Origin of the sequence: Myxococcus virescens, assembly GCF_900101905.1 — a bacterium.
Taxonomy (GTDB): Bacteria; Myxococcota; Myxococcia; order Myxococcales; family Myxococcaceae; genus Myxococcus; species Myxococcus virescens.
In genome coordinates this window covers 39,493-58,389 of sequence record NZ_FNAJ01000021.1, presented here as the reverse complement: position 1 = coordinate 58,389, position 18,897 = coordinate 39,493, and the positions used below count along the sequence as shown (strand labels likewise).

The window sequence follows — 18,897 nt, the reverse complement described above, 5'->3', positions numbered from 1 at the left end:
CGCGGGCGAGCGCCGTACCGCGAATGAGGTGCCAGCTACGAGCGCGGTGGTGCCCAGATAGCGCTGTGGGGCTCCGGCGCGTTGGGGGCTTCCTCCGCGGTGTAGAAGTAGGCCGCGACCGCGGCGCGCCCTCGTCCCTCGGGACACGCCAGCGCGGTGGGGTGTCCGTGCCAGTGGTCGTCGCCGTGGGCCATCACAACCAGGCGATCCAGGAGGGGGGCGATTCGCGTCTCGCACTGGGAGAGGTCCGCGCTCCACAGCTCGAGGTCCCCTCCCCAGGCGGGTTCCCAGCCGGGGTTCAGGTAGTAGAGGACGGTGAGCCGGCGGGAGAGCGCGCGGAAGCGATCGCGGTTGAAGTCGGCGTGCAGCGCCAGATGCCCCCCACGCAACGTGAGGTGCAGCCCGGCGCCTCGGAAATGCGGATCCGGGATGAGCCCTTGCACCCCGGTGAGTGACTCCAGGAAGTCGATGAACGCCATGCCGGAGAACTCCGAAAGCAGGTGCCGGAGCGCTCCGGGGACGTCTTCGAATGCCTTGCGCTGAAGCTGTCCCAGTCGAGCCGCCTGTTCGGGGTGGTCGCGTCGCTTCCAATTCGCCTCGGTCGCGCCCGGGAAGACCCCCGCCAGTTCGGACGCAAGCGGCTTCCCCAGGAAGCCATCGATGACGGCGTGGGGGTGAGGCCGCGCCGCGCCGTAGCTGGCGCGATGGGCCAGCGCGAGCGCGCGGAGCGCCGTGCGGCTGAAAAAGAAGCTCGGTCCTCGCAGCGGGCCTTCTTCGTGGGTCGCGATGCTCACGGGCCCCCTATAGCAGAACGTGCGGCGCACGCTGCCGGCGCCAGGGCACCCTGGCGCAGGCGAACGAGTCTGGAGCCGCTGCCTCCGGGCGCATCATCGTTCCGGAGGCTGGAAGAGGACTCAGGAGAGCGCCCGCAGCCCAGCCCGAAGGGCGTCGACATCGGTTTGCGCCAGCAGTTGCTCCGTCTCCTCGTTCATCCTCTCCCAGTGGGGCAGCGCGGATTGAAGGAGTTGGAGCCCTGCGTCCGTCAGCGTCAGCAATCGCCCGCGGCGGTCGGCCGGGTCGACGGTGGTCTTCACCAGCCCGCGCCTTTCGAGCGGCTTCAGGTTGGCTGTCAGCGTGGTCCGGTCCATCGCCAGGAGCTCCGCGACGGGGCCGATGGACGGCGGCTGGGGGCGATTGAGCGACATCAGCAGTGAGAACTGTCCATGCGTGAGGCCCACGGGGCGCAGGGCTTCATCGAAGCGCCGCGCCAGGGCGCGCGCGGCCTGCTGGACCACCAGGCACAGGCAGTGGTCACGGACGTGAAGCGTCGTGGCGAATGAGACGGCTCTGGACATTGACAAGGGTGATTATGTTGATATCAACCTTTCTTGTCAAAGCAAGAGTACCCCAGCTGGAGAGTTGCCATGGCCTACATCGATGGATTCGTGTGCGCAGTCCCCTCGGCGAACAAGGAGGCGTACCGGCAGGCCGCTAGCGCCGCCGCGCCGCTGTTCAAGGAGTTTGGTGCGACGCGCTTCGTTGAGAACTGGGGGGACGATGTCCCTGAAGGCAAGGTCACCGACCTGCGGCGCGCGGTGAAGGCCGAGCCGGATGAGGTCATCGTCTTCTCCTGGATTGAGTATCCCAGCAAGGCGGTGCGCGACGAAGCGAACGCGAAGGCCATGCGTGACCCAAGGATGGAGGAGATGGGCGCGAACATGCCCTTCGATGGGAAGCGGATGATCTTCGGCGGCTTCGTTCCCAGCATCCATGAGGGCGGAGCGGGCAGGCCCGGCTATGTCGATGGCTCCCTCGTGCCGGTGCCGGTTGGAAACAAGGAGGCCTACCATGCCATCGCGTCCCGTCTCGCGGCGGTGCTGCTGGAGCATGGCGCCATGCGCGTCGTCGACGCATGGGGAGACGACGTCCCCGACGGGAAGGTCACTGACTTCAAGGGCGCGGTGAAGGCCACCGCGGATGAGCAGGTCGTCTTCGCTTGGATTGAGTGGCCGTCGAAGGAGGCGCGCGACGCCGGGTGGGGGAAGGCCATGGCCGATCCGCGCATGCACCCGGGCAGCATGCCCTATGACGAGGGCCGCAGGTCCCACGGCGGCTTCGTGCCGATGCTGGTTGAGACGGCGGCGACGGGCACGGGCGCGTAGAGCCTGAATGGGCTAGCGTCGACACCCATGCGCACTGGGATGTGCTGGGTGTTCCTGGCTTGTTGGGCCCTTGGCGTTCCAGCCCTGGGGGTCACCGTGAAGGAAGTGCCACGGCTCGCGGTCAACGCATGGTCCGTGGACACGACCAGGACACTCACGCCGCAGACGCTGGCGGAGGTGGACCAGCTCGGCAATGCCTTGGTCCGTGATGGCCAAGGCCAGCTCGCGGTGGTGGTGGTCGACACGACGGGACGCCAGCCGCCGCGCGCCTTCGCGCTGGAGCTCTTCAATCGGTGGGGGCTGGGCACGGCCGGTCGTGACGACGGCGCGCTGCTCTTCATCGCGCTCGACGACCGCGCGGCGGAGATCATCCTGGGTGATGGCGTGGATGGCCCGAATGAGCAGGCGCGCAGTGACGCCATCATGGCGAACGACGTGGTTCCCGCCTTCAAACGGGGCAGTCCGGACGACGCGGTGCTCGAAGGCGCACGCGGGCTGCATCAGCTCATCGTGACCTCGGAGCTCAATCAGCCTCGCAACGCCCAGGAGGCCGCATTGGCATGGGATCCCAGGCTCGAGGAGTCCGCATGGTCGGAGGACTCCGCCGTCACCATCGTGTCTGAAGGACCGAGTGAGCCCGAAGGTGACCTGAATGTTCCAGCCCTGGCGGGAGGGGCGGGGTTCGTGGGGGCCGTGGGCGTTGCGGGCCGGGCGCTGCTTCGTCGCAGACCGCGCCGGTGCCAGAAGTGCCGCAACCCGAGAGCGCGGCTCGATGAGGATGCCGACGATGCCCACCTGATGCCGGGGCAGGTTCGTGAGGAGCAGTTGGGCTCGGTGGATTACGACGTGTGGTGGTGCGAGCCGTGCCAGGACGCGGTGGTGGAGCGCTATGGAACGCTCTTCACGCGTCATGTCCGGTGCAAGAAGTGCCGTTATGTGACCGCGAATAAGACGAGCCGGACGATTCGCAGCGCGACGTACGCCTCTGGCGGAGAAATCGAGGTCACGGTGCGTTGCACGAACTGTCACCACACCGCGACTTCCCGTCACGCGACGCCGAAGCTCACGCGGTCCACGTCGTCGAGCTCATTCAGCGGGAGTAGCTCTTCGAGCGGCGGGCGTTCGTCAGGCGGTGGCTCGAGTGGGCGCTGGTAGTTCTCAAGGGCCGGGCCGTCGAGTCCATTTAAGAGCAACTCCTCGATGCCGCGCTCCTCGATGTCAGCTGCGTCGGACCGTACTGGTCAACGAGGAGATCTTCTCAGAAAACTGCGGAGTTGCCAGCGCGTTCGGGACCTACGCCGCTTCCGGCGCGCCCTGAAAGTTCTGTTTTTGATCCGATGCTGCCGCGATCTAAATCGAATATGGACCTGCTTCGATTTCAGAGCGCTCGAAGTCTGGAGATTCTATCTTCGAAGTGGGTGAGCAATGTTGCGCAGGGTGGGGACTGCGAGGGAATGCTGGGCGGCTGGTGGGAAATGCGACGGTGGTTTGATGTGGCTTCAGCATGAACCAGTGGATGAGCAGGCCGACAAGCATGACCAGGATGCTGATCCCGGCATCCTTCCACCGAAAGATTGGCGTCCGCTCTTGCCACAGTCGAAGTCCTATCGTGCAAAACAGGTAGAGCATGGCCGCGAGCGGAATTCCAAGCCAACGATTGAGGGAGGAGGTGCTTGGATTGTCGGCGAACTCATTCACTGCGTCACTGGAGATGGTCGGGAGTTCTCTGCGCCCGACACCGCACTTCACTTCGACGCCTTGTTCGTCCCCGTCCGTGAAGATTTCAAAAAGCCAGCGCTCGCCGCGTCGCAGGCCCGTCGCGGTGAGCACCGCGGTGCGCTCATCGAATTTTGATGTGAATGCCGTTGGCCACGGGTCAAACCCCAGAGGCTGAGTGCACTTGGCAGAGAAGGAGCCTTGTCCTCGAATTCGAAGCTCCAGGCGGATTTCGTCGAGTGATGCGACGTCATCCATGTTTTCGAGATGGATGCGGTATTTCTTTTCGCTGGGGTGTCCACTGATGTGGATGTGAATGTGTGTCCGGATGACTGACTGAATCAATAGTAGCAGTAGAAGTATGGGGACTGCTGGTATCAGGAGTTTCAGGGCGTCCGACCATGTCATTGGGGTCTCACTGGCGGCATGATGTTGTTCAGCTTGCCCAGGAGCGGGGCGTTGATGCTGGGGATTGATTCGACGACGGACAAGGACGTGGTGCGTGTCTTTTTCCCGGCTCTCTTGATGACGACGGGAGCGGCAGTGACTTTTACCCAGTTGGGATTGCCGTTGTGTTTCTTCATTCGGGCATAGAAGGTAGCGGGCTGTCCGCGAAGTCGCTGTTCCCAGACATCCTTGTAGGGAACTTTGCTCATGTCTTGTGCCAGTATGACATCCGGGTCGATGAAATCGGCCATCCTGACCGCTGGGTCGGAAGGCAGCCGCTTCTGCCGAAACCCTTCGTTGATTCGAAGTCGCCAGGTGTTTAGCCGGGGAAGAAACAGGCGCACGATGTCCTCAGCCGCGTCGTTCGCCGCCATGACCATTCCGTCTTCGTCCACCAACATGATTCCGATGCCAAGCTTTCGGAGGAGTTCGACGACGAGTTCGTTCTCCGACATGCGTCGAGTCCAATAGCTTCCCCGCCATACGGTGAGAAGGGTCAGCAGGAAAAATGCAACCGCCACACCGCCAAACACCTTGGCACCGCGCAGTGTCGTCACCGCGGGCCGCACGATGAGGAGCTTGCGGCTGCGACCGTCGGCGCTCCATCCGCCCGGGATGAGATAACGGCCATCATGGAGGCGCGCTGGGTCGGCCACGCTGGAAAGCTGAGTAACCGAACGTTCGAACCGTCGAAGTGTCGTGGAGGCATTATCTTCTCGAGAAGTGATTTGGTCGAAAGTGTGTTGCAGGTCCTGCTCGAAAGAGCCTCGTGTGGCTTCGTCCGAGGCAACCTTCTTGCGCGCCATGTGGATTGGGATGAGTTGTGTCTCTGGGACGACAAAGGTCCAGTGGCCGGTGACGGTGATGTCGTCTCCTGCATCAGGCATGATGACCCGCGCCTCGTCGATCGCGATGACATTGCTCCGAATGAGCGGCTCAAGGAACTGGTTGAGCGACACCGTGAAGTCGAAGCAGAGTACGCCTAACAGTTGTTGGGCATGGGGCTTTTCGATGCGGACACAGCGAGTGCGTATCGGCCCGAAGCCGTTGGAGTCGAGGTAGATGTCCGTTTCGTAGTCGCTCATGGTGGTAGGCTTGAACAGCCGGCGAACATAGCTTGCCTGAGCCGCGAACTCGGAGAAGTGGATGGCGGGTGGACCCGGGGCGGGTGTGCAACTCCATTGTCGGATGATGCCCTCTGGGGTCGTGAAATAGACAGAGGTCAATGATGATTCATCTTCAGCGAACTCGCACTGTTGGTTCGCGAAGGCATGGATCACGATGTCGAGGGGACGAGAGATCGTGGCAGCCTCGTGCGACCTGCAAGAGAAGCAATTTGCGCCGCACTTGTCGTTCGGGTTGAGGATGTCTGGGCACTTGGGCTTTTTCTGGCATTTTCGTTTGTCCGAACATTTGTGCTGGGGCGTGCAAACTTGCTCGGAAAGGCAGTTGTCGAGCGTCGTGGGGACGAAGAGGCGGGTTTTCAGTTCAGGGGTCAAGTCGCAGCCCAGTGGGTCGGACGCGAATGTGTCCGGACGAGGAGGGTGTTTCTCCTCTGGGCAGTACCGAATGGAATCGGCGTAGGGACATTTGCGGTAGTTGCAGATTTGTTCTGAGAGAGCTTCTTCCCACTGTGTTGATTGCTTCGGATTCATGGTGTCGGGAAGGCTCTTGCCGAGCAGCTTGACTGATCTCGGAAGGGGGGAGCCGTTTGAGCAGCCAGGGTCTTCGGCGGCCACCATGTCTTGGACCACGGAACTGAAGGCATCCTCAATACGCCGGGCGAGACCACGGGCTCTGGCGGTCGATTCTCTGTCAGGGGAGACTTGGGCGGCGTCGAAGGTGAATGAGAGGATCCCCGGGTCATCCGGCTCATGCTTGTCCACGTCTGGATGGTAGCGAAGGTGGTTGTCGATTTCGAAGTTGATGTCCTTCAGGTTCTGGAAGACTTGGCTGACGCTCTCTCGGGCGCAGACTGCGCTGGTGGTCATGAACACGAGCGCCAACAGATAGAGCGCCGAGCTCGTGGAAATGATTCGTCTTGCGCTGCGGACAATGCGCCAGCGCATTCGCGGATCGAGCATTACATCCTGTAGCCCAGCCGGTGGGGGCTCTGGTGCATTCACGGCACGTGACTCCTTCCCGGGTGCCGCCGTTGCGTGACGTCGAGGCGGGGCTCGTCGCGTCAGATGCTTTGAGCGTGTGGACAGTCCCCGTCGCTTCCATTCCAAAAGTACCGGAGGAACTCACCGGTGGATGCGCGCCGTTGAGGCAAACGCTCACAGTAGACGTTTCACGTGAGGAACGTCAGGACAGACAATCGTGGCTGCCTCTTCGGGCAGGTGCAGGAATCGCCCCCCGCGCCCTAAAGCCATTCAAACTCAGGGCCCCGAATGGGGTCCGTGGTGAGGATGAACGTGCCCTGGAGCATTTCGATCAACTCCAGTGGGCTCGCCACAGGCTGCTTCGGTGACGAGGGGGGACCTCGTTGCCCTGAATGCATCAACCTCCCGTCTTCCAGGAGAATGGCCCAGCGCACTTCGCCTGCTCTGTCGGAGTGGGGGAGATGGCAGTGTCGCGCCACCGCGGCGCGTGCACTCGTGGGGAGCTCGGGCAGCGGCGTCATGCTTGGGGGCGCTACGAGCCTTCCGTCGGAACGGAAGCGGACTTCCGCCAGCATGGGCTGTCGAGGGTTCTTCAGTGACGCCGCCACCAGGGCCGCATGGACGTGGCCCGAATCATCAGTCCAGACGCCCGGCTCGGACTCAGGAAGCGCGCTCAGCCCTCGGAGGAGCGTGCTCGCCACTCGGCTCAGGCGGCCAGCGCTTGTGGCTCGTACGTGCTGGACTTCCAGCCCTCCTGCGGCCTCGCTCACGAGCACGATGCTGATGCCATTTCCCACGGACCCGGGCTGCAGCGTGGCGCGAGCGCTCAGGGGCACGGATGGGAGTCTCACGCGCCCCACTTCCTTTCCGGGGGTGACTTTGGGGGCATCCATGCTCGACTGAAATCGCAGGAGTCGGAGCCCTCTTCCCCCAGCCTCCACGATGGGGACGAAGAGTTCTCCAGCGTGTGTCTCCAAGGGCGGACGGATGAGCCTCTCTGGCGGGGCCTCCAGGTCGAAGCGGAAGGGCGCTGTGAGCGTCGCGGGCGGAGCCAGGGCGAGAATCGACGCGCCCTGGCGCCACAGGACCCAGCTCACGGCCTCACCGCCCGGCGCATCGTTCGTCCACGGCGCCAGCGCGTCGGACGCATCTGGCGCCACCGCTCCCAGGACCTTCGAGGTCCGCCGGGAGACGCCGCGTCCGGCCTCGTCCGTCTCGTCCACGAAGACGGCCTGCATCAGCAGGGTCTGCCCCTCCAGGTGCTGGAGCCACACGGTGCCAACCCCGGAGTACGGCCCGCCTCCAATCATCACACCCGCCGACGCGGAGTCTGGCCGTCCTGTCACGACGTCGAATTCGACCGGCGCGGACACCGTGTCGATACCCGCGGCCTGAAGTCTCGCGGTCAGCCGGTAACGGCCGGGCTGGCGGATGGGCGCCCATTCCTGGAGCGGCACGACGGACTCGAGCACGCGTCCCGAGCCCAGCCGGACCTGGGGCGCGACGACGCCACCGAGCGGCTGCGTGCCCTCACGCTCGATGACTGTGTAGTGATTGACGGCATGGCCCTTCGGGTACTCGGGGCCCGTGACGGTGTACGTCAGGGATTGGTCCGAGTGCCGGAAGGGGTCTGGAAACTCCAGGGGTGTGGCGCTCTCATTGGACAGGGCGATGCGCACGTCCATGTCTTCTGAAGTGACGAGCTGCGCCTTGGACAATCTGAGTTGGATGCGCATGGGCGCACCTCCAGAGGGTGGGGACGGTGCCGTCTTGACCTGGGACGGCGTCGGGACGGGGTTCGCCGCCGACAGGGTCAGCACGAGCAGCCACGGCCCGGAGAGGACGGAGGCGCTCATGGCCGCGCGTTCCGGGCACCGTCGCGGTCCAGGGCGTGGGTGTTCCATCCCCGCAGGCGCAGGAGACAGAGCCCACAGAAGCGCCGCTCCGTCGTGAAGTCGTAGCCCATCAGGCAGTCCTTCCCGTCGACGTCGTGGCGGTTCGCCTGGGCGCCGCCAATCTCGCGGTGCGCGGGGAAGGGGGCATGCGGCAGGAAGAGCTGGTGCCCGATTTCATGCGCCAGCGTTTGTTCCAGCGAGTTGAAGCTGTTTCGGTAGTTGCCTGGCGCGGCGCACTGGATGACGGCGCAGCGGTCCCGCTTGCGCGAGGGGAACTCCGACGCGAAACCGTTCACGCGAATGCCGCCGACCGTCGTCTCCAGGTTGTAGAGCCCGGAGAACTGGAAGAGCGCGATGCCCGCAGCCGTTCCCAGCGCCGAGTCCAGCGCCCGGGTGAGCAGCGCCTTTGCCCAGTCCTTGCACTGCCGGTGGTACTCGCGAGCCTCCAGCAGGGGCAGCCTGCGCTCTCGCGTGGGCGCCAGCCACCGGGCGAGGTCCGCGTCGCCGCAGTGCTTCACGCGCTTCACCTCGGCCAGGAACTCCGCGTGGGTGCGGAAGGTGAGCGCGTGGCCGCCTGCGGCGAACTGGTCCACCGCAGGGTCGATGGCCGCTCGGAGCTCCCAGTGCCGGGACTCCGCCACGGCCGCGGCGATGCACGCGTTGTATTCCCGAGCGCACCATCCCGAGACGCCACCCGTGCGGTCCTCCAGGCTCAGAAAGGCCTGTTTGAAATGGCCCTGCACGGTGGAGAGCGAGAACCCGGAGGCGCCCGTGTCCTTGCACAAGAGGCGGGAGATGTGGACCTCGCGCCAGGATTCGAAGATGCCGGTGGCGGCGCGCACGGCGGCGGGCAGCGGTCCATCATCGTCCACATCCAGCACCACGCCGCCATCCCTGCGGCGGTCATAGGCAAGCTGCACGGTGACTCGCCATGCGTCTCCCGCGATGCTGGAGGGCTGGAACACCACGCCCGTGCGTCCCGCGAAAGCCCCTGTGGTCCAGGCCTGGCTGTAGGCCGCCCAACCGCGCTTGTTGCAGGGCGTGACGCGGAAGGGGAAGGCGCCGTCACGGGGCTCGGCCTGCGGCGCGTAGCCGGCCTGTCTGGGAAACACCGCCAACGACGGCGCACCGCGCTTGCCGCCCACGTCCCGGTGCGCGTTGTCGCCCTTGGGTTGTGACGTCGAACAGTGACGGTCCAGCGCGTGTTTGAGGAAGGCCCGGGCCGTGGGGGCATGGTGTTCGATGGCCTCTGTCTCGTCCTCCCAGTCCCAGAGGAAGCGCACGCGGCCCAGGGCCTTCGGCGCATCTACCCGGTTGCCGCGCGAGTCCTTCAGCCAGGCTCGGGCGAACAGCGGAAGCTCCGGTCCGCTACCCCAGTGCTTGCGGTGCAGTTGGTGGTCCGTGTCATCGGACATCTCCGACGGCTTGGTCTTGAAGACGTTCCCGACCAGCCGGATTTCGGCCTTCTCGCCGGGGGCTGGGAGCCGCTTCAAGGACTGGGTCAGCTCACGGTCGCGTGGTCGCGAGAGCACCCGGGGCTCACCCAACTCCAGGTCAACGCCCGCCACCAGGACGTGGAAGAACGTCCACGCCACGGGCGCCTGCGCCAGTCCACTGCCTTGGAGCGTCAGCTTCAGCTTGTACGGCGAGTGCTCCACCGTGACGACGCCATCCGGGAAGGTCTCCGACTTGGGCACGCGGCCATCCCATGCCCACCGGTGCTCGCCTTGGAGGAGCTCCTCGCGGCTCAGCTCGCGCGACCACAGTGGAGCCTTGCGATAGCGCGTGAAGAGCTCCAGCTTTCCGGCGCGCACCAGCCCGCCTGTGTTGAGCAGGCGCCACGTCAACTCCACTGGCTCGACTTCGGGCGCGAAGTGGAAGCCATCATCACCCCCTGTCAGCGCGGGGAAGGGCGCGGGGCGGTGGCAGCGGGATTGGGGGCCTCCAGGGCTGCGGAGCCGGAAGTCCGCGACGCCATGGCTGGCGGGACGGAGGCGGTTGCGGTTGCGTCCTCCGGGCGCAGCGAGGGCGACACTGGCCGTCAGTGAGATGCGTGCCATGGGTGGAGGCCTCAGGCGTCGTGCAGGCGGATGAGCTCGCGGGAGATGTCCGCGAGCTGTCCCGTTTCCGGCAGGCCATGGCGGCGCTGGAACGCTCGCACGGCGGACTTCGTCGAGGCTCCGGGCGACCCGCGCTCGCCTTCAATGGCGTAACCCAGGTTGTGCAACCGCTCCTGCGCGGCCCGGAGGGCGTCGGACTCGAATCCCGGGAGCGACTGGAGTTGCAGCGCCCAGCGGAGCGTCACCGGCTCGGACGCGGCGGCAGGCGTGGCGTCCGGAAAGTCCTCATCGGTGACGGCGGGTGGGTAGGGCGGTGGCGTGCCCTTGGCGGTGGCGTGAGGCGCGCTCCGGCGGGGCGGCGGCGCTGGCGGCTTGGACAGCTTCACCAGCAACTCACCCGCGGCGAGGCCCGGGACTTCGTGGCTCAGCGAGCCATCCGCCGCCGTCCTGCCGCAGTGCTCGGTGCGGCCGACCGTGAGTACATACTCCGTATCCGCGTAGGGCACTTCCTGTGGATCCAACAGGACCAGGTGCAGCCGTCGCTGCTTCAAGATGAAGGTACTGGTGTTTCCTGTCCGGATTGGTGCCGTCCTCGGACTGACCATGCCGCGCTCCCCCCGTGCCTGGATTCGCGATGGTGTCTGTGCATCGTTGAAGGCCTGCCCAAGGTACGGGAACCCGGAGCGCCCTCTATCACCGGAAGTTCTGGGATAACCCTGTTCTGTGCGTCGGGTTAACGGACCTCAACCTGGTGGGTCAGTCAGAGGACGCATGCATGGCCAGCCGGGCGAGCCGGAGTGATCGCTGTGTGACGAGGCCATGTCCGCCGCCGCGTGCATGCCCAGCGCGTGCGGCGTGTCTATTTTGGCCACGGACGTTGAGTCTCGCTTTCTTGGAGGAGCCACGCATGCGCACCACGGACGTTGTCAGGCACGACGAAGCCAGGTGCATCTGGCCCGCACGAGCCGTGCTCGGCGAGGGCCCCTTCTGGATGGCCACCGAGGGCGCGCTCTACTGGCTCGACATCCCGGGCCGCAAGGTGCACCGGCTGGACCTCCAGAGCGGTGCCCAGGCGAGCTGGGACACCCCATTGCGTATCGCCTCGCTCGCGCCCCGGCGGAGTGGAGGCTTCATCGCGGGGACGGAGCGGGGCCTGGCCTTCTACGAGCCCCGGAGCGCGCGCCTGGAGCGGCTGCTGGACCCGGAGCCTGAGCACCCCCACAACCGCTGCAATGACGGGAAGGTGGACCCGCAAGGCCGCTTCTGGGTGGGCACCATGGATGACCACGAGGAGGCGCCCACCGGCGGCCTCTATCGGTTCGACGCGCAGGGGCACCTCGCCCGAATCGATGGGGGCTACACCGTGACGAACGGCCCCGCCTTCAGCCCCGATGGGCGGACCCTCTATGTGAACGACTCGCCCCGGCGCGTCACCTACGCCTTCGACCTGAGCCCGGACGGCGCGGCCTCTGGTCGCCGGGAGTTCCTCCGCTTCGAGGAGGCGCACGGCTTCCCCGACGGAATGACGGCCGACGCGGAGGGCGGATTGTGGATTGCCTTCTACGGAGGGGGCTGCGTGCGCCGCTTCTCTCCGGACGGCGCGTGGCTGGCCGAGTACCGGCTGCCCGTGGCGAAGACGACCAGTGTCGCCTTCGCGGGGGCCGCGTTGGACCGGCTGTTCGTCACCACCGGGCGGGAGGGGCTCAGCGCGGAGGAGCTCGAGGCCCAGCCGCTGGCCGGTGGGCTCTTCGAGCTGACACCAGATGTCCGCGGCGTAGCGCCGGTGCCCTTCGCGGGCTGACCCGGCTCAGCCTTCCTCTTCGACGGCTTCTTCGTACTGCCGCAGGGGCAGCTCGGCGGCGCGAGCCGCGCGCAGGTGCTGCACCGCGAGGAAGCCCACCGCACCCAGGCCGAAGACGAAGACGAAGGGCCCGGGGAGCAGGCGCATGTTGAGCCCCGCGAACGCGAGCGACAGGGCCACCGCGCCCGCGGGCAGGTAGCGCGTCCAGGACGGGCGCTCCACCTCCGGCCGCAGCGCCAGCAGGGCGAGCACGGCCAGCAGCGCCAGCTCCACCACTACCGACGCCGGCAAATCCCAGCCCCGCAGGTGGGTGACGCCGCCACCGTAGCTGTAGAGCATGTCGTCGGTGGGCCGCTGCGTGGCGATGACGCGCAGCTCGGGCGGGCCCTGGGGCACCGGTGCGTTGTCCGGCAGGCCCAGGTCCAGCTTCGCCGTGCCCCACGGCGCGAACAGCGCCAGCAGGCACACCGCCACGCCACCCAGGCCCACCAACTGGGGCATCGCCAGGAGCTGCCGGGGCTCGAAGTACACGCCCACGCCGTCCTCTCCCGCGATGACCTTGCGGTACTGGTCATGGGCCACCAGCCCCACGCCCGCCACCATCAGGAGCGGTAGCACGCCCAGGCTGAGTGAGCGCAGCGCCAGCGCCCCCATCACCGCGGTGGCGGCGGCGGCGGCCTCCGGCGTCATCAGCACCGCCGGCATCCGCTCGGTGAAGCCAGGCGACTGCTCCGCGGCGCGCAGCTCGCGTGCGACCAGCACCGTGCCACTCACCACCGCCAGCAGCGTCCCGAGGAGGCCCACGCCAGCGGAGGAGAGCAGGGCGGACAGGAAGACGGCGCAGCCCACCACGATGACGCCCAGCACCGTGGGCGAGTGGGCCGGCACGTGCGCCAGCCACTTCGGCCCGTCGTAGGTCGGGGCGGACTGGCCCGGGTCCGTCTTGTCCTCGGGCGGAAGCTCGGGCGCGTCACCCACGACATAGGGCCGCGAGTGCTCATCCGCCTCCTCGAGAATGTCCGCCGCATAGGCGGGCTCCGCCAGGTCGCGCTGAGGCCGCGAGGGGCGGAGCGCGGCCCGGGCGCTCGTTCCCTTGGGCGGCTCGGGCATGGTCGCCCCGCAGTTCTCGCAGTACCGCAACCGGGAATTGGAGTCTTCACCACACTCCAGGCACCGCATACCGCCACCTCGTTGGGACGACAGGGGCTACTTCCGCGCCGCCTCGGTGGGGGCGGAGGGCGTGGACAGCTCCTGGATGCGCAGGGCCAGCGTCTGCGGGTCGATAGGGCCCACATGCTTGCCCCGGATGATGCCGTTGGGGTCGATGAAGTACGTCTCCGGCACGCCCGCCACGCCGTAGTCCAGCGCCATCCGCGAGCGTGGATCCACCAGCTGCGGGAAGCTGGCGCCGTACTGCTGGAGGAAGCCGCGCGCGTTGTCGTCGGTGTCCTGGAACACCACGCCCAGGAACACCGCCTGCGAGCCATACTGCCGCGCGCCCCACTCCAGCACGGGGTGTTCGACGCGGCACGGGCCGCACCAGGACGCCCAGAAATTGATGACCACCGGCCGGCCCTTCAGGTCCGCCAGGCTCACCTTCTCTCCGCTGTCCAGCGCGCGCAGCGCGAAGTCGGGGGCCGGCTTGCCCTTCATCATGAAGGGCACTTCGTGCGGATTGCGCCCGAAGCCCTTGAACAACACGAAGAGCAGGCCCGCGCAGAGGACCACGAAGCCCAGCGTGTAGCGCCAGCCCTTCATTAGGCGGCCCCTCGCTCGGCGTCACCACCCGTGAGCGGGGACGCGCCCACGGCCGGCGCGCCCGCCATGGCCACGGCGGTCTTCCGGCGCGGCCACAGCGCGATGAGGGTGCCCAGCACCAGCAGGGGGATGCTCCACCAGATCCACCCGACGAGCGGGAAGACCCAGATGTTGATGCTCGCCGTGCCGGCCTGCTCGGAGAAGGCCATCAGCGACACGTAGAGGTCCTCGGCCGGCGTCTCCCGGACACCGGGGGTGCCAATGGGGTCCGTGCTGCGCTCGTAGTAGTTGAGCCGCGGCTTCAGTTCAGAGACCTTTCCGCCCGGGGACGTCACTTCAATGCGCGCCGCCACGTAGGTGCGGTGGGGCTCCTCGCCGCTGACCAGGCCCAGGTACTTCATCTGGTAGCCGCCCAGCTCGATGACCTGCCCCTTCTTCAGCGTGCCGGAGGTGTGCTTCACGTACGCGGAGGACGCGGCCACCGCGACGATGATGAGCACGATGCCCAGGTGCACCACGTAGCCGCCGAAGCGGCGCTGGGCCTTGAGCGCGCTGGTGGTCAGCGCGGCGACGAAGCCTTCCTTGCGCTCGGACATGCGCACCCGCACCGGTGCCACCAACTCCCGCACGGTGATGACGGTGACGAAGCCCGCCAGCCCGAAGGTCATCAGCGGGTACACGCCGCGCAGGCCCACCGCGAAGCACGCCGCCGTCACCACCAGCCCCACCACGGAGGGGATGATGAACTGCCGGCGCAGCGTGGCCGGATCCGGCTTGCCCCAGGGAAGCACCGGGCCCACGCCCATCAGGAAGAGCACCGCGATGCCGCCCGGCACCGCCATCTTGTTGAAGTACGGCTCGCCCACGCTCACGCGCACGCCGCGGACCGCCTCGGAGATGAGCGGGTACAGCGTGCCCAGCAGCACCGTGAAGGTGATGGCGACGAACACCAGGTTGTTCACCAGGATGCTCGCCTCGCGAGACAGCGGCGAGGCCAGCTGGCCTTCCGGCACCAGCAGCGGGCCGCGCACCGCCAGCAGGCCCACGCACAGCACCAGCAGGAAGCCCAGGAACACCAGGAAGGTGGGCCCGATGTCGGACTGGGTGAACGAGTGCACCGAGTTGAAGATGCCCGAGCGCGTCATGAACGTGCCCAGGATGGTGAGCACGAAGGACGCGAGCGCGAGGCTCAGCGTCCACAGCTTCAGCATCCGCTTGCGCTCCTGCACCATGGTGGAGTGCATGAACGCCGTCGCCGTCAGCCAGGGCAGGAAGGACGCGTTCTCCACCGGATCCCACGCCCAGTAGCCGCCCCAGCCCAGCACGGCATAGGCCCACCAGGCGCCCAGGATGATGCCAATGGACAGGAAGAGCCACGCCACCAGCGTCCAGCGCCGGAGGGGCGCCATCCACGCTTCGCCAATCTCGCCTCGCAGCAGGCCCGCCACCGCGACGCCGAAGGGCACCGTCATGCCGACGTAGCCCAGGTAGAGCATGGGCGGGTGGATGACCATCAGGATGTGGTTCTGCAGCAGCGGGTTGGGGCCGGGGCCGTCCGCAGGCACGGGGGACACCGCGCCCCAGGGGTTGGCCGGGCCCGCGATGAGGAAGGCGAAGAAGACGCCCACCGCCAGCATGGTGCCCAGCGCCAGCTGCATGTACCGCGCGTGCTCGCGCCGGTGGATGTAGGCGAAGATGGCGATGTAGCCGCCCATGATGAGGCCCCAGAAGAGGATGGACCCCTCCAGGGCGCTCCACAGCGAGACGATGGTGTAGACCAGCGGCGTGGCCCGGCTGCCCACCTGCGCCACGTAGCGCACGCTGAAGTCGTGCGTGACGAGCGCGTGGACCATCACCAGGTTGGAGCCCACCATGCAGGCGGCGAAGCCCCACACCGCGCGCAGCACCCACGGGAAGCCTGCGTCACTTCGACGCAGGCCGCTCACCAGGCCCACGAGCGCGCCGAAGGTCGCGAACGCGAGCCCTCCGAGCACGAGGCCGTAGCCAACGGTTCCGTTCACTTCGCACCCATGGCGGTGGCGTCGGAGAGCGTCTCCCGCCACTGACGAGGATCCTCACCCTCCTTGGGGGCGCGGTACTCGTTGGAGTGGTTCACCATCAGCCGGTTGGAGCTGAAGACGCCGGACTTGTCGTAGGTGCCTTCCACGACGACGCCAATCTTGTCGCGGAACATCTGCGGCGGCGTCTCCGTGGCGCGCACCAGCACGCTGGGCGCGCCTTCCTTGACGTCATCCGCCACGCGGAATTGCAGGGTGGTGTGCTCGGCGTTCCACTGGATGCTGCCTGCCTCCACCACGCCACCCAGGCGGATGGTGGCCGAGTACGCCTTGTCACCCTGGCCCAGCATCTCCGACGGGCTCCAGTAGTAGACGAGGTTCTCACCGATGTTGCCGAAGGCCACGAAGCCCAGGCCGGCCCCCGCGACGAGCAGGGCCCCGAGGGCAATCAGACGGTTGCGAGCGACGGGGGACATGGCAACTCACTCCTTGGCGTCGGTGGGGGCTTTGGGCCGACGAACCCACAGGGACACAGCGTAGAGAACGAGCATCGCGACTGTAATGCCGTAGCAGGCCCAGACATAGCCCCAGCCGCCAACGATGCGGCCGCTGCCCACCTGTCCGGGCGCCGCCGCGAGGATCCACAGCATCTGCGTGGAAAGCGTCATCATGTTCAGGCCACCCTGGAGGAGTTGGCGCCACCCGCGGCGGCGAGGTCCGACGGCAGCGCATCCGGGAGGGCCACCTCCGCCTGGCGCTCGGCCAGGGCCTGGCGGTAGCGCAGCACCAGGAACCAGATGGTGAGGAACAGCATGCCGAAGGCCGACACGCGCAGGGCCAGCGTCATCTCCGGGTCCACCGTCTTCGGCGTGGACTGCACCTGGTGCAGGCTGCGCCACCAGCGCACGGAGAACCAGACGATGGGCAGGTTGATGGCGCCGATGATGGCCACCACCGAACTCCACGTGGCGCGCTTCTCCGGGTCCTCCACGAAGCGCCGCAGCACCAGGTAGCCGGTGTACGTCACCAGCATGATGGCCTGCGAGGTCAGGCGCGGGTCCCACGACCAGTAGACGCCCCAGGTCGGCCGGCCCCAGATGGCGCCGGTAATCATCCCCGCGGTGCCCAGCACCAGGCCAATCTCCGCGGACGCTTCGGCGGCGGCATCCAGCTTCCAGCTCGCCTTCATGAGGTAGCTGATGGCCACCACGAAGTTGATGGCCATGGCCACCATGGCCACCCACTGGAGCGGGACGTGGACGTACATGATGCGCTGCACGTCACCCATCTCACGGTCCGGCGGCGCCCACGCCAGTCCCAGCCACCACCCCGCGGCGAGAACGACCAGCGCCAGCGCCGGCAGGCCCCACTTGATGAACTTACCCATCCGTCAGTCCTCGATGATCCGCGGGAACAGCAAGAAGCCTACGCCCCAATAAATCAGATTGAATCCGCCCAAAAGCCCCGCCCATGAGTCAAACTGACGCATGGGGTCTCCCTGAAGTACGAGCGTGGTCGCCTTGGCCGCGGAGAGGAGGGCGGGGATGACCAGCGGGAACAATAGCAACGGCAGGAGCACATCCCGTGCCCGGGCATTGCTTGAAATCGCAGCGTAGACGGTTCCTGGGGCGCTCAAGGCCAGGCTGCCGAGCAGGAGGATGAGCCCCAGGTCCACCACGCTGGTGACGATGCGCACCCCGTACAGGGCCACCATGACGGGCACCAGCAGGGCGCCCAGGGCCGTCAGCAGCAGGGTGTTGCCCAGGGCCTTGGACAGGAAGATGGCGCGGGCGTCGGCGGGCGCCAGCCGGATGCCGTCCATGCACGCGTTCTCTGACTCGACGCGGAACGACTCGCCCAGGGCGAGCACGCTGGCGAAGAGGATGGCCAACCAGAAGTAACCGCCGGCGTTCTTCTCCAGCAGCTTCGTGTCGGGGCCCAGCGCGAAGGAGAACATCAGCAGCGTGGCCAGCGCGAAGAAGATGATGGCGTTGAGGCGCGCGCGGGTGCGCCACTCGATGAGCAGGTCCTTGCGCAGCAGCGCCAGGGTCGCCGTCAAGAGGCCGATGGGGCGGGGACGCGAGGTGCTCATGCCGCCACCGCCCGGCCTTCCTGCAGGTGAAGACGTTCTTCACACAGCGTCAGGCCTTGCTCGATGAGGTGGGTGGCCAGGATGACGGTGACGCCGCTGGCCTTGAGCTCCGCGATGATGGCCTCCATGTCGCGGATGCCCGCGGGGTCCAGCTCGCCGAAGGGCTCGTCGAGCAGCGCGATGGACGGCGCCTTGAGCAGCAGGCGGGCAATCGCCAGGCGCTTGCGCATGCCGGCGCTGAAGCTGCGGACCGGGCTGTCGGAGCGGCGGCTGAGCCCCACCCGGGCCAGTTCGTCGCTTGCGGCGTCCGCGGGCGAGGGCAGCCCCAGAAGCCGGGCCAGCACCGTGAGGTTCTGGTGCGCGGTGAGGTCCTCATAGAGGAAGCTGGCGTGCGACAGCAGCGCCACGTCACGGCGCACTGCGTCGCGCTCCGCCACCGCGTCGCGGCCGAGCACTTCCACCCGGCCCGCGGTGGGGCTCAGGGCGGTGGCCAGCAGGCGCAACAGGGTCGTCTTCCCGGAACCATTGTGGCCGGTGAGCAGCAGCGAGCGTCCGGCGGGGAGCGCGTACGTGAGACGCGCCAGGGCCCACCGGCGGCCATACCGCTTGCTGACGTCATGCAGGGCAAGCGCGGGGGCGGCGGAGAGGGGAAGCATCGGCGGGGGCGTTCGTATCCGGAAACCAGAACGTCCACCAGTGAAACCCAAGATGGTGGCCTGGACGGAGAAAGGGCGAGCCCGTCGGGAGGAAAGGTTTTCCTCCCCATGTGGTCGGAGGTGCCCGCCGGGGGGCCCCGGGGTTCCACGGAGGGGAACGTCCACTGCTCACCACGCGACCCGTTCG

The 18,897-nt window shown here is 67.0% G+C and carries 18 protein-coding genes; 3 read left to right on the top strand and 15 right to left on the bottom strand.

Features of this window, described 5'->3' with window-relative positions:
• Positions 1-35: 35 nt before the first annotated feature.
• The gene (locus BLU09_RS34130; RefSeq protein WP_090495105.1) at positions 36-794 is read right to left on the bottom strand and encodes a 2OG-Fe(II) oxygenase; all 759 of its coding nucleotides are present in this window, start codon (positions 792-794) and stop codon (positions 36-38) included.
• Between the two features lie 120 nt (positions 795-914).
• Positions 915-1,355: a MarR family winged helix-turn-helix transcriptional regulator gene (locus BLU09_RS34125; RefSeq protein WP_090495103.1), complete on the bottom strand. Its 441-nt coding sequence runs from the start codon at positions 1,353-1,355 to the stop codon at positions 915-917.
• A 69-nt stretch (positions 1,356-1,424) separates the two neighbouring features.
• Here BLU09_RS34125 and BLU09_RS34120 point away from each other — a divergent pair, with 69 nt between their 5' ends.
• Positions 1,425-2,162 carry a DUF1428 domain-containing protein gene (locus BLU09_RS34120; protein ID WP_090495101.1) on the top strand — a complete coding sequence of 246 codons (738 nt, stop codon included), beginning with the start codon at positions 1,425-1,427 and terminating at the stop codon, positions 2,160-2,162.
• A 96-nt stretch (positions 2,163-2,258) separates the two neighbouring features.
• Positions 2,259-3,317: a TPM domain-containing protein gene (locus tag BLU09_RS34115; protein ID WP_244172277.1), complete on the top strand. Its 1,059-nt coding sequence runs from the start codon at positions 2,259-2,261 to the stop codon at positions 3,315-3,317.
• Between the two features lie 195 nt (positions 3,318-3,512).
• On the opposite strand, the gene BLU09_RS38510 is transcribed toward BLU09_RS34115, so the two are convergent.
• The 5 genes from BLU09_RS38510 to BLU09_RS34095 form a co-directional block, all read right to left on the bottom strand.
• A complete protein-coding gene (locus tag BLU09_RS38510) occupies positions 3,513-4,136 on the bottom strand; it encodes a hypothetical protein (protein ID WP_143043246.1) in 624 nt (207 codons plus the stop codon).
• A gap of 146 nt (positions 4,137-4,282) precedes the next feature.
• Entirely contained in the window at positions 4,283-6,409 is a 2,127-nt protein-coding gene (locus BLU09_RS34110) for a hypothetical protein (RefSeq protein WP_090495096.1), read from the bottom strand.
• Between the two features lie 281 nt (positions 6,410-6,690).
• Positions 6,691-8,286 (bottom strand): hypothetical protein, encoded by a 1,596-nt coding sequence (locus BLU09_RS34105; RefSeq protein WP_090495094.1) that lies wholly within the window; start codon positions 8,284-8,286, stop codon positions 6,691-6,693.
• A complete protein-coding gene (locus BLU09_RS34100; protein ID WP_090495090.1) occupies positions 8,283-10,385 on the bottom strand; it encodes a hypothetical protein in 2,103 nt (700 codons plus the stop codon). Before BLU09_RS34100 ends, BLU09_RS34105 begins: the two co-directional genes overlap by 4 nt.
• An 11-nt stretch (positions 10,386-10,396) precedes the next feature.
• Positions 10,397-10,936, bottom strand: a complete 540-nt coding sequence (locus BLU09_RS34095; RefSeq protein ID WP_244172276.1) for a peptidoglycan-binding domain-containing protein — start codon at positions 10,934-10,936, stop codon at positions 10,397-10,399.
• 356 nt (positions 10,937-11,292) lie between these two features.
• On the opposite strand from BLU09_RS34095, the gene BLU09_RS34090 reads away from it, so the two are divergent.
• Positions 11,293-12,186: an SMP-30/gluconolactonase/LRE family protein gene (locus tag BLU09_RS34090; RefSeq protein ID WP_090495087.1), complete on the top strand. Its 894-nt coding sequence runs from the start codon at positions 11,293-11,295 to the stop codon at positions 12,184-12,186.
• A 6-nt stretch (positions 12,187-12,192) separates the two neighbouring features.
• Here the strand turns inward: BLU09_RS34090 and BLU09_RS34085 are convergent, their stop codons facing one another.
• The 8 genes from BLU09_RS34085 to ccmA form a co-directional block, all read right to left on the bottom strand.
• Positions 12,193-13,296 (bottom strand): zinc ribbon domain-containing protein, encoded by a 1,104-nt coding sequence (locus BLU09_RS34085; RefSeq protein ID WP_244172275.1) that lies wholly within the window; start codon positions 13,294-13,296, stop codon positions 12,193-12,195.
• A gap of 96 nt (positions 13,297-13,392) precedes the next feature.
• Positions 13,393-13,944: a TlpA family protein disulfide reductase gene (locus tag BLU09_RS34080; RefSeq protein WP_090495082.1), complete on the bottom strand. Its 552-nt coding sequence runs from the start codon at positions 13,942-13,944 to the stop codon at positions 13,393-13,395.
• On the bottom strand, positions 13,944-15,965 hold the full coding sequence (locus BLU09_RS34075) for a heme lyase CcmF/NrfE family subunit (protein ID WP_090495080.1): 2,022 nt from the start codon (positions 15,963-15,965) through the stop codon (positions 13,944-13,946). Before BLU09_RS34075 ends, BLU09_RS34080 begins: the two co-directional genes overlap by 1 nt.
• The gene (locus BLU09_RS34070; RefSeq protein ID WP_090495078.1) at positions 15,962-16,438 is read right to left on the bottom strand and encodes a cytochrome c maturation protein CcmE; all 477 of its coding nucleotides are present in this window, start codon (positions 16,436-16,438) and stop codon (positions 15,962-15,964) included. The genes BLU09_RS34075 and BLU09_RS34070 overlap by 4 nt, the downstream gene beginning before the upstream one ends.
• 6 nt (positions 16,439-16,444) lie before the next feature.
• A complete protein-coding gene (locus BLU09_RS34065; RefSeq protein ID WP_011553300.1) occupies positions 16,445-16,633 on the bottom strand; it encodes a heme exporter protein CcmD in 189 nt (62 codons plus the stop codon).
• A 2-nt stretch (positions 16,634-16,635) separates the two neighbouring features.
• Positions 16,636-17,349 carry a cytochrome c biogenesis protein CcsA gene (ccsA, locus tag BLU09_RS34060; RefSeq protein ID WP_090495075.1) on the bottom strand — a complete coding sequence of 238 codons (714 nt, stop codon included), beginning with the start codon at positions 17,347-17,349 and terminating at the stop codon, positions 16,636-16,638.
• Between the two features lie 3 nt (positions 17,350-17,352).
• Positions 17,353-18,054: a heme exporter protein CcmB gene (locus BLU09_RS34055; protein WP_090495072.1), complete on the bottom strand. Its 702-nt coding sequence runs from the start codon at positions 18,052-18,054 to the stop codon at positions 17,353-17,355.
• Positions 18,051-18,710, bottom strand: a complete 660-nt coding sequence (gene ccmA, locus BLU09_RS34050) for a heme ABC exporter ATP-binding protein CcmA (RefSeq protein ID WP_090495069.1) — start codon at positions 18,708-18,710, stop codon at positions 18,051-18,053. The genes BLU09_RS34055 and ccmA overlap by 4 nt, the downstream gene beginning before the upstream one ends.
• Positions 18,711-18,897 lie beyond the last annotated feature (187 nt).

What these genes read in the sequence shown, in the direction of transcription:
- BLU09_RS34125 (WP_090495103.1), bottom strand. Translation starts at nt 1,355, where the DNA reads ATGTCCAGAGCCGTCTCATTCGCCACGACGCTTCACGTCCGTGACCAC.
- BLU09_RS34120 (WP_090495101.1), top strand. Translation starts at nt 1,425, where the DNA reads ATGGCCTACATCGATGGATTCGTGTGCGCAGTCCCCTCGGCGAACAAG.
- BLU09_RS38510 (WP_143043246.1), bottom strand. Translation starts at nt 4,136, where the DNA reads ATGGATGACGTCGCATCACTCGACGAAATCCGCCTGGAGCTTCGAATT.
- BLU09_RS34110 (WP_090495096.1), bottom strand. Translation starts at nt 6,409, where the DNA reads ATGCTCGATCCGCGAATGCGCTGGCGCATTGTCCGCAGCGCAAGACGA.
- BLU09_RS34105 (WP_090495094.1), bottom strand. Translation starts at nt 8,286, where the DNA reads ATGAGCGCCTCCGTCCTCTCCGGGCCGTGGCTGCTCGTGCTGACCCTG.
- BLU09_RS34100 (WP_090495090.1), bottom strand. Translation starts at nt 10,385, where the DNA reads ATGGCACGCATCTCACTGACGGCCAGTGTCGCCCTCGCTGCGCCCGGA.
- BLU09_RS34090 (WP_090495087.1), top strand. Translation starts at nt 11,293, where the DNA reads ATGCGCACCACGGACGTTGTCAGGCACGACGAAGCCAGGTGCATCTGG.
- BLU09_RS34085 (WP_244172275.1), bottom strand. Translation starts at nt 13,296, where the DNA reads ATGCCCGAGCCGCCCAAGGGAACGAGCGCCCGGGCCGCGCTCCGCCCC.
- BLU09_RS34080 (WP_090495082.1), bottom strand. Translation starts at nt 13,944, where the DNA reads ATGAAGGGCTGGCGCTACACGCTGGGCTTCGTGGTCCTCTGCGCGGGC.
- BLU09_RS34070 (WP_090495078.1), bottom strand. Translation starts at nt 16,438, where the DNA reads ATGTCCCCCGTCGCTCGCAACCGTCTGATTGCCCTCGGGGCCCTGCTC.
- BLU09_RS34065 (WP_011553300.1), bottom strand. Translation starts at nt 16,633, where the DNA reads ATGATGACGCTTTCCACGCAGATGCTGTGGATCCTCGCGGCGGCGCCC.
- ccsA (WP_090495075.1), bottom strand. Translation starts at nt 17,349, where the DNA reads ATGGGTAAGTTCATCAAGTGGGGCCTGCCGGCGCTGGCGCTGGTCGTT.
- BLU09_RS34055 (WP_090495072.1), bottom strand. Translation starts at nt 18,054, where the DNA reads ATGAGCACCTCGCGTCCCCGCCCCATCGGCCTCTTGACGGCGACCCTG.
- ccmA (WP_090495069.1), bottom strand. Translation starts at nt 18,710, where the DNA reads ATGCTTCCCCTCTCCGCCGCCCCCGCGCTTGCCCTGCATGACGTCAGC.